The organism is Flagellimonas myxillae, assembly GCF_023502235.1.
In the GTDB taxonomy this organism is placed as follows: Bacteria; Bacteroidota; Bacteroidia; order Flavobacteriales; family Flavobacteriaceae; genus Flagellimonas; species Flagellimonas myxillae.
The window spans coordinates 1,608,929-1,626,275 of record NZ_JAMFLY010000001.1 but is presented as its reverse complement, the minus strand read 5'-3'; the positions used below and the strand labels follow the sequence as shown (position 1 = coordinate 1,626,275).

The window sequence follows — 17,347 nt, the reverse complement described above, 5'->3', positions numbered from 1 at the left end:
GGAGTTATGAAAGTATTTAAAATAAGCGCAGCAATAGTAATTCTTTCCAGTTTCCTCGCATGTCAGGAAATTGTAGATGATATCAACGACAACGACCCGAACACCATTAGCACCGTCGATGGACAAACCCTATTCACGGGAATGCAATTGGCGGATATCACAGCCCAATTGGGATATTTAAACTGGGCAGCAGGAGTTTGGACAGGCAATTTTGCAGGAAGTGGGCGATTCGCCCCCATTCAAGAATATCAGTATGGAAATACAAACTCGGATACCCCATGGTTCAATATTTACGTGGGCGTTGTGCAACAAGCAAGAGAGTTGCGAAGTGGTATTCCAGTAACCAACAAGGACTTTTTCTTTGGTGCATCCAAGGTTTTGGAGGCCCATGCCCTTGGTACGGCGGCTAGTATGTTTGGGGATGTACCTTTTACCGAAGCGGTAAATCCAGAAATCCCAACTCCAGCTTATGATGGACAATTGGCGGTTTACAGTGGCCTACAGAGCTTACTGGATGAAGCCATTGCAGATTTACAAGCTGCGGGAACAGGTGGAGGAATTTCAGAGGATTTGTTTTTTGGAGGGGATTCCAATGGTTGGATTAGGGCGGCCTATACCCTTAAAGCAAGATTGTATCTTGAGGTAGGAGATTATGGTAGCGCTATTGGAGCTGTCCAAAATGGGGTTTCAATGGCTTCCGAATCCATGCAATATACGCCTCCGGCGGTAGTGCTCACCGGAGATACCAACTTGTTGAACCAGTTCTTTACCGGGAGTTTTCCCGATGATCTGACCACCGAGGGCACCTATTTAATTGAATTGATGACCGGTGTAAACAACAGGAACAATGCCAAGACAGACGAGGTGGACAGGGCGGCCTATTATTTTGATGGCACCCAAATAAACTTAAATGGTATTGCCGGGGTGGACGAGCCTATGAATCTTGTATCGGTTCAGGAAAGTTTACTGACCTGGGCAGAAGCCGCTATTAGGTCCAATGACTTCGCCACTGCATTGACGAAATTGAACGAGCATCGGAGTAATCTTAGAAATGGGGAACATTTTGCAATAACCACCGGAATCTATGACGATTATGTTCAAGCCGATTTCGAATCGGGGGGCATAGAAAATGTGGATGGTTCCCTATCTATGGAAGATGCCCTGTTAAGGGAAATCATCCAGGAACGCTATGTTTCCTTCTTTGCCGAATTGGTGAGCTTCACCGATTTACGTAGGACCAAAAAGGACCCAGTAGCCATACAAGTAGGAGTTCCGTTCAATGTGGGAAGCCAGCATCCAGAGAGATTTCTATACCCATTCTCCGAGGAAAATACCAACGAGGCCAATGTTCCGGATATAGCTGATATTTTTGTAAAAACCCCTGTGAACCAGTAATTTAAAGGATTGAGTTAGTTCAAGTTTAGTTTTTAAAATTAAGTGTTGTTCTGAAAACAGGCTGTTCAATCAACCCTGGACAGCCTGTTAATTCAAACCGTTAGTAATCGTTTAGACCAATCCTTGCCATACTAAAATGCCAGCAAAATATTTTTTAGGGATACTTACCCTTGTCCTGCTTGTTGCCTGTGGCAAAAAGGATTCTGATGAAGTCATTTTTGATGTCTCCTTTAAAAGTGCCCGGTTGGCAGCGGTAGAGGTTACCGGGAAGAATGCCTATAGAGCAAAGGTTCTACCCGCATTTGAACCGGTAAACAAAAGTCCGTGGTATGCCTTTGCAGTAACAGCCAAGGGCAATACTACAATCAATTTAACCTTGGATTATGGAGCGTACCAACATCGTTACGTACCCAAGCTGAGCACGGATAAAATTCATTGGCAACCCATGGATAGTTCGAAGATCGAAATTGATACACTTGACCACACGGCTACCTTACAATTAGAGGTATCTCCTAAAAAACTGTATGTTTCGGCCCAAGAAATTGAAACTTCGGACGATACCTATGCCTGGATGAAAACATTTGATCAAACGCAAATTGTGGTAGCTGGGAAAACGGTATTAGGTAAAGATATTTATGCCATAGTGCATGAACCAGAGAATGCAAATAACGCCATTGTATTGGTTGCAAGACAACATCCACCGGAGATCCCTGGAGGAACCATCGGATTTAAAAGCTTCTATGAGACCCTTTTCTCGGAAGCCGAAACAGCAAAGGCGTTTAGGAAATTTTTCAATATTTATACCTTCCCCCTGTTGAATCCAGATGGGGCCGACATGGGCAACTGGAGGCACAATGCCAAGGGAGTGGACTTGAATAGGGATTGGATTGATTTTACACAGCCTGAAACCCAAACTGTAAAGCAGTTTGTGGAGGATAAGGTCCAACAAGGTAAAAAAATCCGTTTTGCGCTGGACTTCCATACTTCATATAGTGGTCCCTATATTTTGGTTCTCGATTCGGTAAACGAGGTCAAAACTATTGGTGTTATCCCAGAATGGATCAAGAAAATCGATTCCACATCTTCCTTCACAGTGGAGGCTCGACGAAGAAGTCAAGAACTGCCATATTGCTACAATTACTTTATCAATGCCTTTAACACTGAAGCGGTAACCTACGAAGATGGAGACGAAATCAACAGGGATACCATTCGAAAAAAGGCCGAGGTCTATGCCGAACAACTCATGAAAACCTTATTGGAAAAACAAAACAATGGTGCTTTTTCGGAGTAGATTACTACATATAGCCCTTGTTTTTATCGGTGTGATAGGCTGTTCCCACCCAAAGCTTAATGTTGATTTGCTCATTATAAACGGGACGGTGTACAATGGTGTAGATCAAAACCCTGCTTCAAATGCCATTGGCATCAAAGACGATAAGATTGTTTTTATTGGAACAGCAACAGACCACATCAACCCAAAGAAAACGATAGATGCAACCGGGTTGATCGTTTCCCCAGGTTTTATCGACCCCCATACGCACGCCGATAGGGATTTGAACAAACCGGATGAAGCCCATAACCTCCCATTTTTAATGCAAGGTGTGACCACCGTCGTGGTTGGTAACGATGGAGACAGTTTCTATCCTTTGTCAAAATATAAGAAGCTGTATTTGGAACAAGGTATTGGGACCAACGTGGTACCACTTTTGGGGCATCATGAGGTAATAAAATCGGTTATTGGCAACAGCGATACCCGACCATCAAGCGAGCAACTCCAAAAAATGTGCGAACTAGTGCAGAAAGAAATGGAGGAAGGAGCCTTCGGGATGTCAACGGGCCTGTATTACGCCCCAGGGAGTTATACCCAAACCGATGAGGTGATAGCCCTTGCGAAAGTGGTCGCCCAGAATGATGGTGTTTACGATACGCATTTACGGGATGAGGGTTCCAGCACCGTTGGTCTGATTACCGCTATTAAAGAAGCTATTGAAATTGGGAGACAGGCTAAATTGCCCATTCATATTTCGCACATAAAATGCTTGGGAGTGGATGTTTGGAAGCAGAGCGATTCCATCATTACCTTGGTTAATAATGCTCACAAAGTAGGTATAGAGGTAACCGCCAATCAATACCCCTACGACGCTTCGGCAACAAGTTTAAATTCGGCGGTATCCCCAAGATGGGCCGAAAGTGGGGGAAAAGATTCACTGTTGATTCGGGCAAATGACCCGAAATATAAAACAAAGGTACTTCAGGATACCAAAATGAACATTACCAAAAGGGGCGGTCCAGATAAACTATTGATCGTGAAATGTGATGACGATAGGTTTCTGGGAAAAACACTTTTGGAAATATCGGAAGATTTAAGGGTTAGCCCAGAGCAAGCCGTGTATTCCATTTTGCAAAGTGGATATGTCCGTGTGGCTTCCTTTAATATGAATCCCTACGATATTGAAAATTTTATGAAACAGGATTGGGTGGTAACGGGTTCGGACGGTAATACAGGACATCCCCGAAAATATGGTTCCTTCCCAAGAAAATACCACAAATACGTTAAAACCGATCGTGTAATTGGGGTAGCGGATTTTATCAATGGAAGTACTTCAAAGACTGCAGAAATTTTCAGGATTCCTCAGCGAGGGAAGTTAGAAATAGGATACTTTGCAGATATCATTGCTTTCCATCCAGAAAAGTTTATGGACAAAGCTGACTATACCGACGCATTTCAATTTGCTGAAGGTTTGGCATACAGCATTATCAACGGGAAGATAGCTTTGGAACAGGGGGAGTTCACGCAAAAACTAAACGGTAAGGTTTTGACAAAATAGTCGTTACCAAAACAAAAATCAGCAATTATGAGACACATAAAAATCATCACTTCAATAATGGCGGTAGCCCTATGGACGTCTTGCAAACAAAATACGGGCACACAAAAATCTGCCGAACAGCCTTCCAAAAAGGGTGACATAGTCAACACCATCATAAATGATGAGGACAATTTTTATCATATCGATTTCAAGAACTATCCCAGCAATGACAAAACACTTCCCATTGGTGTCTTCGATTCGGGTACTGGTGGACTTACGGTGCTCAAAGCCATTGTGAATTATGACGAAAACCAAAACGATTCCCACAAAAATGGGAGTGACGGGGAATTGGATTTTAACAAAGAATCCTTCATCTATTTGGGAGATCAGGCCAATATGCCCTATGGGAACTATTCCGGGGTAGGGAAAGGAGATCTACTGAACGAACACATTATTAAGGATGCCCAGTTTTTATTGGGCAATAAATACTACTCCAACGCATTGGACCCAAGCGTAAATACGGACAAACAACCTGTAAAAGCCCTTGTTATTGCCTGTAATACTGCAACGGCCTATGGTAAAGATTATATTGAGGAATTCCTAAAAAAGGCGAACTCGGATATTAAGGTCATCGGGGTCATCGATGCCGGGGTGCGGGGCACTTTGGAGAGTATGTCAAAAGATGAGGATGCTATTGTGGGTGTTTTGGCCACGGCCGGCACGGTGGCTTCAAAAGGTTATCGCAATACCCTATTAAGAATGAAGGACGAATTGGGTTATACCGGAAAAATTGAAGTCTTTTCCCAAGGAGGTGTGGGCATCGCGGAAGCTGTGGATGAGGATCCAGATTACTTCGATAAAAATCTTAAAAAACCCAGAGAGGCATACAAGGGACCCAGTTTGGACGGGGAGGTGAAAATAGATAGAACCCTTTTTGATATTTACAACTTCGATTTTGACGATAGCAAAATGCTGTGCGATAGTGAAAAATCGGATGATTGCTCCATCCTTCAGATAAATGATGCCAAAAACTATGTACGCTACCATCTGGTAACATTGATGGAACAAATTCGCCAGTCAAAGACAACAAACAAACTTAAATCCATCATTTTGGGATGTACCCATTACCCCTATATGACCCAAGAAATCTCCGAAATCCTAGAGGAACTTTATAGTTACAGGGGAAAGAATGGTAAATTTCTATACCGCGATTTAATGGTTCAGGATGTAAAGCTCATTGATCCCGCTGTAGATACGGCCAAAGAACTCTTCGCCCACCTAAAAGGACAAGCCTTGTTTAACCCCAATGGAAACATCGACGAAAGCGAGTTTTACATCAGTGTGGCCAATAGGGACAATGCGGCCAACGTGATTGACCAATCGGGTCGATTCCCCTACGACTTTAAATACGGTAGGAAGGCTGGGGAAATTCAGGAATATGTTAAGGTGGTTCCTTTTAGCAGGGACAACATTTCAGCGGATATTTTATCGCGTTTCCAAAAGCAGATTCCTTATGTCTATGAACTGATGCAGCATTTCAATAAAACAAGCGAGAAGACAAAGGACCTTAAAGAAGAAAGCAAGATTTAACCAACCTCACCACTATGAAACCAAAACTTGCACTCCACTGGAAAATATTGATTGGTATGGTACTAGGGGTTCTCCTAGGGCTGGCCCTTTCCAACTTTGGTTGGGGCAAAGGGTTTGTTCAGGATTGGATAAAACCCTTCGGCAAAATATTCATCAATGCGCTCAAACTTATCGCTATTCCATTGATTCTTGCCGCACTGATTAAAGGAGTTTCCGATTTAAAAGATATTTCAAAGCTTTCCAAAATGGGAGGGAGGACCATAGGAATTTATTTGACCACAACGGTAATGGCGGTTAGCATTGGGTTGTGTTTGGTAAACCTGATCCGCCCGGGGACGTCCATAAGCGAAACCACGCGGACCGAAATGGTCTCTAACTATACCCAGAGCACCCAAACCTACAAAGACACTGCAAAAAGTAGAAAAGAAGAAGGTCCACTAAAGCCCTTGGAGGATTTGGTTACGGACAACATTTTCGCTTCCGCAACCAGCAACAGGAATATGCTCCAGGTAATATTCTTTGCAGTTTTCTTTGGAATAGGCCTTATTTTGATTCCCCCAGAAGTAGGTAGCACGGTAAAGCACTTTTTTGACGGATTTAATGAGGTCATTTTAAAAATGGTGGACCTCATAATGTTGGCCGCACCCTATGGTGTATTTGCCCTATTGGCGGCAATTGTGGTGGAAGCACCTAGTGCGGACCTGTTCAAGGCCTTGGGTTGGTACTCCACAACCGTGATTTTGGGGTTGTTGGTAATGATTGCCATCTATACCCTGTTGGTTTATTTTTTCACCAAGCGTACTCCCCGTTTTTTCATCAACGGGATTTCCCCGGCTCAACTTTTGGCCTTTTCCACAAGTTCCAGCGCTGCAACCTTACCCGTTACCATGGAACGGGTTACGGAACATTTGGGCGTTGAGGAGGAAGCCGCCAGTTTTGTTTTACCCATAGGAGCCACCATCAACATGGATGGTACAAGCCTATATCAAGCCGTAGCCGCGGTATTTATTGCACAAGCCTTTGGCATGGACTTGGACTTTGCTACCCAACTGGGCATAATTGCCACCGCAACTTTGGCATCCATTGGTTCTGCGGCAGTGCCAGGTGCAGGTATGGTGATGTTGGTTGGGGTGATGGGCTATGCTGGAATTCCGGAGGCTGGCCTGGCCTTGATTTTTGCGGTGGACAGACCTTTGGACATGCTGAGGACCTCGGTAAATGTTACAGGTGATGGTGCAGTATCCATGTTGGTTGCGAAATCGGTCGGGAAGTTAGGGGAGCCCAAAATCAAAAATTGGGATGACAATTACGAACAAAATAAGGCCAAGTAATTTTAATAAGAACAAGACTAAAATGAAAAAAAGAATCCTATTATCTAGAAAGAAAGGCTTGTTGTTTGTTGTAGGCGCAGCTCTGGTTTTTATGGCAGGTTGCACCGTGAAGAAGGTAAAGTCTGAAAAGTCGGTGGATACAACGGACAAACAGATTGTCTATCAAACCAAGAAAACGTACGAATTTAAGGATATTGGGGTTTGGGTCAGTAATGAGTTCGACGGGGCCCGACTAAATGGGGCCTATCAACTTAACGACTCTACAATTACCCTGCAGTTTTATCCTGAAAATACACCAATAAATAAAAGTCCGTACTACGCTTTTCAGACATGGTCGGAGGTTCCAAACAAGGTCTACTTTGCATTCACCTACCCAGAGGGATTTGACCACAGATACAAGCCAAAACGAAAGATAAATGGGGAATGGACGGTAATTGATTCCCTGGATTTGATCCATACTGAAAATGGGCCCTTGCTCAAACTCGAACTGCAAAAAGAGCCCCAGACAATAGCGGCCCAGGAAATAAACTCCTCCAAGGATGTTGGGGACTGGATTCGGCAAGAAATAGTTAAGGACAGGGACTTTGTCCGCTTAGGTAGTGCAGGGGTATCAAAAATGGGGAAAAACCTCCCGGTTTTGGATATCCACCACGGGGATGCGGAAGGGAAACCTATCATTGTTTTAATGACTAGGCAACACCCACCCGAGGTAACCGGATTCTTTGCTTTTCAACATTTTCTTAAGGCCATTGTGGATCAATCGGAACTTTCCACCCAATTTTTGAATAGCTATAGGGTATTGGCCTTTCCAATCCTTAATCCTGACGGGGTAGACTTGGGACATTGGAGACACAATGCCAATGGCATAGACCTTAACCGTGATTGGTCGAAATACCGTCAGCCAGAAATAAAAAATGCTGTTACCTACATTACCAAAGCCAGTAAAAAGGACAAGGGCGGGATCGTTTTGGGTCTGGATTTCCATTCTACCTATGAAGATGTTTTTTATACCAATGTAAAGCGGGAGGGAACCACCTTACCGAATTTCATCGACGACTGGTTTGAAATTTTGGAAAGGGATATAAAGGGGTATATGGTAAACGAAGCTGCTGCCAATAGTACAATGCCCGTTTCCAAAGGATGGTTCTTGTATGGCCAAAATGCCACGGGAATAACCTATGAGATTGGGGACCATACCCCGAGGGACCGAATTGCAGAAATAGGTGCCACCTCTGCCAAGGCCATGATGCAAGTGCTCCTAAAAGAGTAGGGGAGACGGGCCCACCAAGGCCCAGTTTTCATTTTTCAGAAATTAAAATCAACCGTTCCCATTGCTCGGTTTTGATTGAATATGGTGATTTTATCCAAACATGATAAAAATCATGTGCAGGAGCAGTCTTCTCTGTTACTTTTATCAAATAAAGGATAAAAATATCTTTTAATATTATAATAATCAATTCACCATGTTATCAAAAAAACAAGCACGTACTTTTTTTCTTGGGGGAACTGTTGTGACGTTTCTTATTTTCATAGGGCTCACGATCTATTCCTTTAGCAAGGAACAAGATCAATCCAATTACGAGAACATTACAGAACAGGTTGTTCGTGGAAAACAATTATGGGAAGCCAACAACTGCATGGGCTGCCATACCATTTTAGGGGAAGGCGCTTACTATGCACCAGAACTAACCAAGGTTATCGACCGAAGGGGTAAGGGGTATATCAAGGCCGTACTTACCACTCCTAATGCCTGGGCACCAAACGGTAGAAAAATGGTTGCCTATGGATTTTCGGACGAAGAGGCGGAAGATCTTATCGCCTTTTTTGATTGGATAGATGATATTGACCTCAATGGTTTTGACACCGTCGTATCTCCTTTGGCCAAAGATAAAACCAACAACTAACTCTAACATTATGAAATACAGATCACAAAAAGTAGCCTATTGGTTTTTTGCCCTTTCCATGCTACTCCTCGTTTTGCAATTGGCTTATGGATTTATCATGGGATTTGCTCGGGTTGGCCTCGATGGGCTTCACGATTTTATTCCCTTTAACACGGCGAGGGCCGTTCACACCAATTTATTGGTGGTTTGGTTGCTGTCCGGATTTATGGGAGCCGCATACTACATTATTCCTGAAGAGGCTCAGCGGGAACTGGTCAACGTTAAACTGGCCTATGTTCAGTTGATTTCCCTTGCTTTGGTAGGGGTTGCAGCCATAATTGGATACCATTTTAACTGGTGGGAAGGACGTAAATTCCTGGAAATCCCCAGACAGTTGGATTATTTGGTAGTGGTTAACGTCTTGTTGTTTTTAGGACTGATCTTGGTCACCCTTTTTAAAGGAAAAAGACGAACAACAACGGCTCTGGTGCTTTCTATGGGACTGTTGTTTGCTGCTCTCCTGTACCTGCCAGGGATGTTGCCCTTCGATAGTCAGGTAATGGATTCCTTTTTCCGTTGGTGGGTAGTTCACCTTTGGGTAGAAGGTGTTTGGGAACTGATCATGGGGGGTATTCTTTCCTTCCTGTTGATCAAGCTTACTGGTGTGGACCGGGAGGTAATAGAAAAATGGCTCTATGTAATCGTTGGTCTTACCTTTTTGTCCGGTGTTTTGGGAACAGGTCACCATTACTACTACATTGGTGTCAACAAGATATGGTTGATCGTAGGAGGAATTTTCTCAGCATTGGAACCCTTGGCATTCTTGGCCATGGCCTTATTTGCCGTAAACATGTATCGCAAAGGAGAAAAAAGGCATCCCAATAAATTGGCCTTGTTCTGGACTTTGGGTGCAGCCATTGTATCCTTTTTGGGCGCAGGTTTATTAGGTTTTGCGCACACCCTTCCGCAAACCAACCTCTATACTCATGGGACCTTGGTAACGGCCATGCACGGACATTTGGCCTTCTGGGGAGCCTATGCCATGATTGTGCTTGCGATTATTAGCTATAGTATGCCCAATATGACTGGTCGGAAATTGTACTTGAGTGCTAGGGGTCGGGCAGCATTTTGGTTGTCGAATATTGGAATGATTGGAATGACGGTGGCATTTGGTGTTGCAGGAGTGGCTCAGGTGTATCTGGAGCGGAAGTTTAAAATGGAGTTTATGCAGGTGCAAAACGAAATAAGTATCCACTTTGTGGTGCTCCTTATTTGTGCAGCTGTCCTAACCTTCGGAATTGCCCTGTACATAATCGACTTTATCAAGCACGGTAAGCCTACGGACCAGGCTTTGGAACCAAGCACAATACAATGAACCCCTGTTAAAAGTCCCCAGGACAAAGGGTAAAATACTTGAACTATTAAAACAAGGCCTAATTAGCAATACCAACCAGTTGTAAAGTACTCATCTTACTCATACCAAATTTTTAGGATTGCTTTATTTCTGATTGCTTTTTAGGCCAAAAAATATGTTCTATGATCAATTCCGTTGAACAAAAACCAGGAACCAAAGCCATGATGGCACAAAAGGCTCCATACTACCGGCCTGTCGGAAAGGAAATCGATGTTTTTGAGCATGCCCATAGCTGTAGACTTCCTTTCTTGCTTAAGGGACCTACAGGAACAGGTAAGTCGCGTTTTATTGAATATATGGCCCACAAGTTGAACCAAAATCTTATCACGGTCAGCTGCCATGAAGAAACGTCGTCCACCGATTTAATAGGGAGGTACATTATTAAAGGAGCCGAGACCATTTGGATGGATGGCCCATTGACCCTTGCTGTTAAAACCGGTGCCATTCTTTATTTGGATGAGGTGGCGGAGGCAAGACCCGATGTGGTTGTGGCCATTCATTCCTTAACGGATCACCGTCGTGAACTTTTTATAGATAAGTTGGGCAAAACGATTAAGGCCCACCCAGATTTTATGTTGGTTGCCTCATTTAATCCCGGATACCAAAGAGGGTTTAAAGAGCTAAAACCATCCACAAGACAGCGTTTTGTCGCTGTTTCTTTTAATTATCCCGAACCCAGGGTGGAAGCTGATATCGTCCAGAACGAAACCAATATTCTGGATGCCGATGCCAAAAGACTTGTGGATATTGGAAACAAGATTCGGAATTTGACGGAATTAGGCCTTACAGAAACCGTATCGACCCGATTGTTGGTAGATGCCGCCAAACTTATTCGCTCAGGGTTACCCAAGCGTTCGGCCGTTCATGTAGCAGTTGTGGAACCGCTTTCGGATGATGAAGAGGTTATAAGCGCCTTAAAGGATTTATGTGATTTGATGATATAAGGGAAGCCAAAAGGGAATGAATCTTCCCCTCAACCTTTAATCAGAGTCCTTAACCTTTATAAGACCAAAAGAAAAACCATGTTCGAGTTTGAACCAGATGAGTATATTTTTACAAAGTTTGCCCACTATTTCAAAAGGCGAAAAAGGAGAAAGGAAGCTAACTTGCCCTATACCGTCACGCTACATGGAATAAAGCCCAGACTTACCATTTTGGCCCGTGCGGTGACAGGCGAGCCCATTGAACTTTACGCGGCTGAAAGGGAAGGGGGGTATAAAAAGAACAGCTTTTTTCTTCCCGCTAAATATGCCCAATTCCCTACGGTTGAAGAGAATTTGTCCTTCTATCTCTTTAGGATACTCTATTTGGCTACGCAAAAAAAACTGGGTTTCAACTGGAAAAAAACTGGGGATTATTCCCTTGGAGACTCCCAAGAAAAAGCGAAAATTACGGCTCCTAAAGTACTGGGCGCCCTGTTCCAAGAATTCCCGATAACCGAACAATACCATCAAAAGTTTGTTTCCCACTATGCTGAAATGACTAAATCGGGCAAAACTCCCGACCTTTCGTTTATTTATGGCAAATGGATGCGGAACAATACTGAGGATAATGAAGCGGATAGGTTAGAGAATTTTGACGAAAAAGTAAAGGCTGCCCAAAAGGAACCAACCACTGTGCTCAAAGCCAATGCGGTGGAAGAAATAGTATCCGTCCAGGTTGATGAAAAACAGGTGGAAGACGCCGTTCTACAGCATCAGTTTGAAAAGGTGGAAACTGCCGATGAGTTTGGTGGGAACTTTAGGAATATGGATGGGGATGATGAATTGGACGACCATGCCAACGCTCTGGAGGACCTAAGTATGAAATTTACGGTAAGGGTGGACGACACCACGCATTCGGTTTACCAGGCAGATTTTGTCGAGAATACCACCATAGCGGAAAGTGCTGAAAGTGATGATAAAGGCCATTTTGTAAGGTACGACGAGTGGGATCATGTCAAACGGGTTTACAAAGAGGACTTTTGTAAAGTTTATCCCAAGAATATTCTAAAGATCAGTCCAGAATATTATAATGAAGCAATTTCCCAGAATAGGTCTACCTTAATGGGGCTTCGTAAGATGCTTACCACGGTAAACAACAGATACCAACAACAACGCAGGCAGACCCAAGGGGAGGAATTTGACCTGGATGCATTAACCGACCTGTTCGTGGATGTAAATTCTGGTCACACCCCTTCGGAAAATATCTATTTGTCCAAACGAAAAAAAGAAAAGGATCTTTCCATCTTGCTGCTTTTGGATAGTAGTTTGTCCAGTGATGGCTATGCGGCTGGAAACCGGGTCATAGATGTTGAAAAACAGGTTTCCATATTGTTTGGGGAGATTTTGTCCGAATTCAATATCGATTTCTCTATCAATAGCTTTTATTCCAAAACAAGAAACCATTCTGCCTATATCACTATGAAGGGTTTTGATGAGGATTGGAACACTGCAAAATTTAAGATTGGCGCAGTGGAACCCAAGGGCTATACCCGTATTGGGCCGGCTTTACGTCACTCCGGAGCATTACTGGATAACAGGGACACCAGAAACAAATGGATTATTCTTATTTCGGATGGAAAACCCAACGATTACGACAGATATGAGGGGAAATACGGAATAAATGACATCAAACAAGCGCTTCGGGAACTCAATGAGCGTAGCATAAACACTTATGCTTTGGCCATTGAGGCCCAGGCAAAATACTACCTCCCTCAAATGTTTGGCCAAAACCACTATCAAATCCTCACCACCCCTGTGGAACTATTGCAATCTTTGGTCAAATTGTACGAAAGAATCAAACACCAGTCCTAGGAACAAGGAAAATTTGGTAAAACTACTTTTGAATTGCGTCAAAGTCCTTTAGCGAAATATAACTTCCACGCTGTTTTATTTCTTCAACAAATTCTTTGATGGATTTATCCTTAAAATCCCGATAGATTTTATTCTTGAAAGGAATCACACTAAAATGAACCGGACATGGATTGGCGTCATTACAATCCGGAAGGCCCAGAAAACATCGCTCAAATTTTTCGGTTCCATCAATGCATTTCACAATATCCCAAATAGAATTTTCCAAGTTTGAATCCTCCAAGAAAAAACCACCAGTTGGACCTTTGGAAGATGATACCAAATTGTTTTTGGCAAGTTGTTGTAGTAGTTTGGCTAAAAAGGGTTGTGGTGTATCCAGGGCTTCAGCGATTATCTTGACTCCCATTTTCTCCTTTCTTTTGGTCTCCATGCCTAGGTAAAGAATGGCCCGAATAGCGTATTTGCTTGCGTTGGATAACATTAACTATTTTTTTATCAAATATATGAAATGAGTATTCAGCTTTTTGCCAACACTTTGCCAAGCCAACAAGTTTGATTGGTTCGGTTTTTGATATAATTTTAAGGGATTGGGTATGTGAATCCTTCAGGAACATTATATGTGCCTAAACCAACAAAAAACGAACAAAAATCAAATACTGACTATTGTGAAAAAACTGATGCTAGTCCTATTCGTATTGAGCTACGTTTCCTCTGTTGGACAACAATTAAGGACCAAATTCGGGGACGTTTATTATGAACCTAATTTCTATCTTCAAAAGTATGGAGGTCCAGAAGGCTCTCCGTATTTGACCAAAAAGTTTTCACCAGCAAAAATTGAAGGATTCCAAAAGACCTATTTGGTACGGTTCAATGCAGTGGAAGGAACCATTGAAGTTCTAATGGGGGAAAAACAAGTCGTGGTCCTTGATGAGTCTAAAACGTATTCCGTTACTCTGCAGGACGGTTCCAATAGAACGTACGAGACACATAGGTTCATAAATTCCAAAGGAAAAACAGAAGTTTCCTTCTTTGAGTTACTTGACGCAATAAAGGGCCGAAAGCTCTATATAAAGGAAAGCAAAAAGTTTATGAAGAAAGTACAGGCGCAAGGATATGCGGATGAACAGCCTGCACATTTTAAGACAATGAGGCGTGAGTTTTATATCTCGAAAAACCCTGGCGCTCCATTATTGCGGATACCACAAAAGATGAAGTCCTTTATCTCCTTTTTCGACCATAATTCCAAAGCTATGAAGGCATATATCAAGGAACATAAATTGTCTATTGATAAGCCTGATGATTTGGTCAAGATTATCAATTTTCACTATACTCAGCATGGGTGAAACCCATTTCCAAAAAATTTCAACATTACATTAGACCAAAAAGTTTGGGTAACCACAGGCTTAATTGGGGGAAATAGGTAATCAAGAGCAAGGCCACAATCATTGCTACAAATAGGGGTAGCAAAGGCCGGACAACCTTTTCAATAGTGGTCTTTGCAATTCCGACCCCAACAAACAGGACCGACCCTACCGGGGGTGTACAAAGTCCAATGCACAGGTTTAAAATCATAATAATTCCAAAGTGAACGGGGTCAATTCCCAATTTGGCAACGACCGGAAGAAAGATTGGCGTAAATATCAAAACGGCCGGGGTCATATCCATAAATATTCCAACAAAAAGCAGCAATAGATTGATGATGATCAACACCACAATCTTGTTGTCACTCAAGGCCAACAAGGCGGTACTTATGTCCTGAGGGATATTTTCGTAGGAAAGGGCCCAGGACATACTCATCGAAGCTCCAATTAGCAACATTACCACCGCGGTTGTCGCCGAGGAATCCAACAGAATCTTTGGAAGCTTCTTAAATGAAATTTCCTTGTAAATAAACCCTAGGACAAGGCTATAAAGCACAGCAATGGCAGAAGCTTCAGTGGCAGTAAATATTCCTGTAACGATACCACCGATTACCACAACCAGCATAAAAAGACTGGGCAGCGCGGTAAAAAAGTTCTTGACCACTTTTTTCATGGAACTCCTTTTCCCAAGTTGATACCCTTTTCTTTTTGCCCAAATGGATGCCACCAACATAAGGAATGCCCCCGTTAGTATCCCGGGAATGTACCCGGCCAAAAATAAGGCTGCAATAGAGGCGCCCCCACTGGCCAAGGAGTACACGATCAAAATATTGCTTGGAGGGATCAACAGGCCGGTAGTTGCCGACGTTATGTTCACAGCGGCCCCAAATTCCTTCGAATAGCCATCTTTTTCCATTTCAGGCCCTAAAATACTTCCCATTGCTGAGGCCGAAGCAAGGGCCGAACCAGCAATGGCGCCCATCAACATGGCCGAAATAATATTGATCAGGGCTAGCCCTCCTGGGAGGGCACCCACCAAGGTTTTGGCAAATGCGATTAAGCGATGTGCGATACCTCCTTTATTCATCAATTCTCCGGATAGAACAAAAAAGGGGATGGCCAGCAGGGCAAAGCTATCAAGCCCAGCTCCAATCCGTTGCGACACGGCTGTAAAGGCAGGTAGTACAGGAATACTAACCAACATGGTCAATAGGGAAGAAATGGCGATACTCCAAGCCACAGGAGTGCCGATGGACAGGAGTACAATAAAACTCAATACGAGGGTTAAAATGGGAACATACTCCATGCTTATAGGTTTTTTAGGTCAAGAATTTTATAATAAATGATGAGCATTCCACTTATGGGAAGCACCAAATACACTATGGCCAAAGGCAGTTGCAAGGCTGGGGAATATTGTTGAAGCACATAGGTTATGTACACTAGCCGGGAGCCTCCTATCACCAAGGCCGTTAAGCTGAATAGAATGATTAAAATGGCAACAACCTTTTTGACTGTTTTTTGCGATTTCGCATTCAATTTTGAAGGGATAAGGTCAATGGCGACATGTCCATTTTTTCCGGCCACGAAGGCCGCTCCCAAAACCCCGAGCCAAATCATTAAATAACGCGCAAGCTCATCCGTGAAGGAACTGGGAGATCCCAAGATATACCGACTAAAAACTTGCCATAGCACATTAACGACCATTATGGCCATGATTATAATCAAGGCCCTGCCTATGACCAGGTCCACTTTATTGCGTAATTCCATAACTATTGGGTTTGCTGGATTTTAATGATTAACTCGCGAAATGTCTCGTCCTCCTTGTATTTGTCCATGTTGGATTTAAGTTTTTCGGCAAATAAGGTTTTATCGGGCTTTATGATTTCTACGCCCGCTTTTTGCACGGCTTCCAATGCCTCTTGTTCCGATGAGGCCCAAAGCTTTCTTTGGTGCACCACCGAAAGGTCCACCGCTTGCTTAAGCCATTGTTGCTCTTGGGAATTAAGCTTGTTCCAGGTGTGGGTGCTTGCTAAAACCACATCGGGCAGTACCGTATGCTCATCAAGGGAGTAGTACTTACAGACCTCGTAATGTCTCGAGAGATAGAAACTGGGAGGATTGTTCTCCGCACCGTCCACCACACCTTGTTGTAAGGAGGTATAAAGCTCTCCCCAAGAAATAGGCGTAGCTGCACCTCCAAGGCCATTCACCATTTCCATGGCCGTAACACTTTCCATAACCCGGATTTTGAGCCCGTCCAAATCTTCAGGTTTATATACAGGCCGGTCCTTGGTATAGAAACTACGGGAACCTGCATCGTAGTAACCCAACCCCTTGAGCCAATATTTTTCGCCTTCGTCCAACAGCTGTTGTCCAATAGGTCCGTCCAATACTTGGAAGGAGTGTTCCCTGTCACGAAACATAAAAGGAAGTCCAAGCACCTTCATTTTGGGGGCAAAATTCTCGAGAACCCCAACGGAAACCTTGGTCATGTCCAAAGCCCCAAGTTGGAGCAATTCCAGACATTGCCGTTCGGTACCCAATTGCTGACTGGGGTATATTTCCAAACGCATTTGTCCATTGGAAATGCTGTCTAGATCCTCTCCCATTTGCACCATGGCCAAGTGTACGGAATGTTTAACGTCCAAGCCGTGGGCCAATTTAATTGTCCTTATCCCACCGCTCGTATCGCAAGCAAGAAACATCGTTAATGTAGTGACAATAGCCAACGAACGGATTAAGATTTTATGAATGTGGTTACGTTTTACCATACC

Annotated in this window: 15 protein-coding genes; 11 read left to right on the top strand and 4 right to left on the bottom strand. The window is 43.4% G+C overall.

Annotation, left to right across the window (positions count from 1 at the left end; all coding sequences use genetic code 11):
• Positions 1 to 6 precede the first annotated feature (6 nt).
• The 10 genes from M3P07_RS07390 to M3P07_RS07345 all read left to right on the top strand — a co-directional run bounded on the left by M3P07_RS07390 (position 7) and on the right by M3P07_RS07345 (position 13,215).
• Positions 7 to 1,395 (top strand): SusD/RagB family nutrient-binding outer membrane lipoprotein, encoded by a 1,389-nt coding sequence (locus tag M3P07_RS07390; protein WP_249969257.1) that lies wholly within the window; start codon positions 7 to 9, stop codon positions 1,393 to 1,395.
• A 136-nt stretch (positions 1,396 to 1,531) separates the two neighbouring features.
• Positions 1,532 to 2,686: a M14 family metallopeptidase gene (locus M3P07_RS07385; protein ID WP_249969256.1), complete on the top strand. Its 1,155-nt coding sequence runs from the start codon at positions 1,532 to 1,534 to the stop codon at positions 2,684 to 2,686.
• A gap of 67 nt (positions 2,687 to 2,753) precedes the next feature.
• On the top strand, positions 2,754 to 4,223 hold the full coding sequence (locus M3P07_RS07380; protein ID WP_249969255.1) for an N-acyl-D-amino-acid deacylase family protein: 1,470 nt from the start codon (positions 2,754 to 2,756) through the stop codon (positions 4,221 to 4,223).
• A gap of 27 nt (positions 4,224 to 4,250) precedes the next feature.
• A complete protein-coding gene (locus tag M3P07_RS07375) occupies positions 4,251 to 5,792 on the top strand; it encodes a glutamate racemase (protein WP_249969254.1) in 1,542 nt (513 codons plus the stop codon).
• A 14-nt stretch (positions 5,793 to 5,806) separates the two neighbouring features.
• Positions 5,807 to 7,123 carry a dicarboxylate/amino acid:cation symporter gene (locus M3P07_RS07370; protein ID WP_249969253.1) on the top strand — a complete coding sequence of 439 codons (1,317 nt, stop codon included), beginning with the start codon at positions 5,807 to 5,809 and terminating at the stop codon, positions 7,121 to 7,123.
• Between the two features lie 22 nt (positions 7,124 to 7,145).
• Positions 7,146 to 8,393, top strand: coding sequence for a M14 family metallopeptidase (locus M3P07_RS07365; protein WP_249969252.1), 1,248 nt, complete (start codon positions 7,146 to 7,148; stop codon positions 8,391 to 8,393).
• A gap of 193 nt (positions 8,394 to 8,586) precedes the next feature.
• Positions 8,587 to 9,027 (top strand): c-type cytochrome, encoded by a 441-nt coding sequence (locus tag M3P07_RS07360; RefSeq protein WP_249969251.1) that lies wholly within the window; start codon positions 8,587 to 8,589, stop codon positions 9,025 to 9,027.
• 10 nt (positions 9,028 to 9,037) lie between these two features.
• Positions 9,038 to 10,381 (top strand): cbb3-type cytochrome c oxidase subunit I, encoded by a 1,344-nt coding sequence (locus M3P07_RS07355; RefSeq protein ID WP_249969250.1) that lies wholly within the window; start codon positions 9,038 to 9,040, stop codon positions 10,379 to 10,381.
• A 161-nt stretch (positions 10,382 to 10,542) separates the two neighbouring features.
• Positions 10,543 to 11,364 carry a CbbQ/NirQ/NorQ/GpvN family protein gene (locus tag M3P07_RS07350; protein WP_249969249.1) on the top strand — a complete coding sequence of 274 codons (822 nt, stop codon included), beginning with the start codon at positions 10,543 to 10,545 and terminating at the stop codon, positions 11,362 to 11,364.
• Positions 11,365 to 11,442: 78 nt separating this feature from the next.
• The gene (locus M3P07_RS07345) at positions 11,443 to 13,215 is read left to right on the top strand and encodes a nitric oxide reductase activation protein NorD (RefSeq protein ID WP_249969248.1); all 1,773 of its coding nucleotides are present in this window, start codon (positions 11,443 to 11,445) and stop codon (positions 13,213 to 13,215) included.
• A gap of 22 nt (positions 13,216 to 13,237) precedes the next feature.
• Here the strand turns inward: M3P07_RS07345 and M3P07_RS07340 are convergent, their stop codons facing one another.
• Complete coding sequence (locus M3P07_RS07340; protein WP_249969247.1) at positions 13,238 to 13,693, bottom strand: RrF2 family transcriptional regulator; 456 nt, start codon at positions 13,691 to 13,693, stop codon at positions 13,238 to 13,240.
• A 196-nt stretch (positions 13,694 to 13,889) separates the two neighbouring features.
• On the opposite strand from M3P07_RS07340, the gene M3P07_RS07335 reads away from it, so the two are divergent.
• Positions 13,890 to 14,555: a hypothetical protein gene (locus tag M3P07_RS07335; RefSeq protein WP_249969246.1), complete on the top strand. Its 666-nt coding sequence runs from the start codon at positions 13,890 to 13,892 to the stop codon at positions 14,553 to 14,555.
• 25 nt (positions 14,556 to 14,580) lie between these two features.
• Here M3P07_RS07335 and M3P07_RS07330 read toward each other — a convergent pair whose 3' ends face one another.
• From M3P07_RS07330 to M3P07_RS07320, 3 genes are read right to left on the bottom strand one after another with little or no spacing between them, the layout of a single operon-like run.
• Complete coding sequence (locus M3P07_RS07330; RefSeq protein WP_249969245.1) at positions 14,581 to 15,879, bottom strand: TRAP transporter large permease; 1,299 nt, start codon at positions 15,877 to 15,879, stop codon at positions 14,581 to 14,583.
• 2 nt (positions 15,880 to 15,881) lie between these two features.
• Positions 15,882 to 16,340 (bottom strand): TRAP transporter small permease, encoded by a 459-nt coding sequence (locus M3P07_RS07325; protein WP_249969244.1) that lies wholly within the window; start codon positions 16,338 to 16,340, stop codon positions 15,882 to 15,884.
• A gap of 2 nt (positions 16,341 to 16,342) precedes the next feature.
• Positions 16,343 to 17,344, bottom strand: coding sequence for a TRAP transporter substrate-binding protein (locus M3P07_RS07320; RefSeq protein WP_417952409.1), 1,002 nt, complete (start codon positions 17,342 to 17,344; stop codon positions 16,343 to 16,345).
• Positions 17,345 to 17,347: the final 3 nt, after the last annotated feature.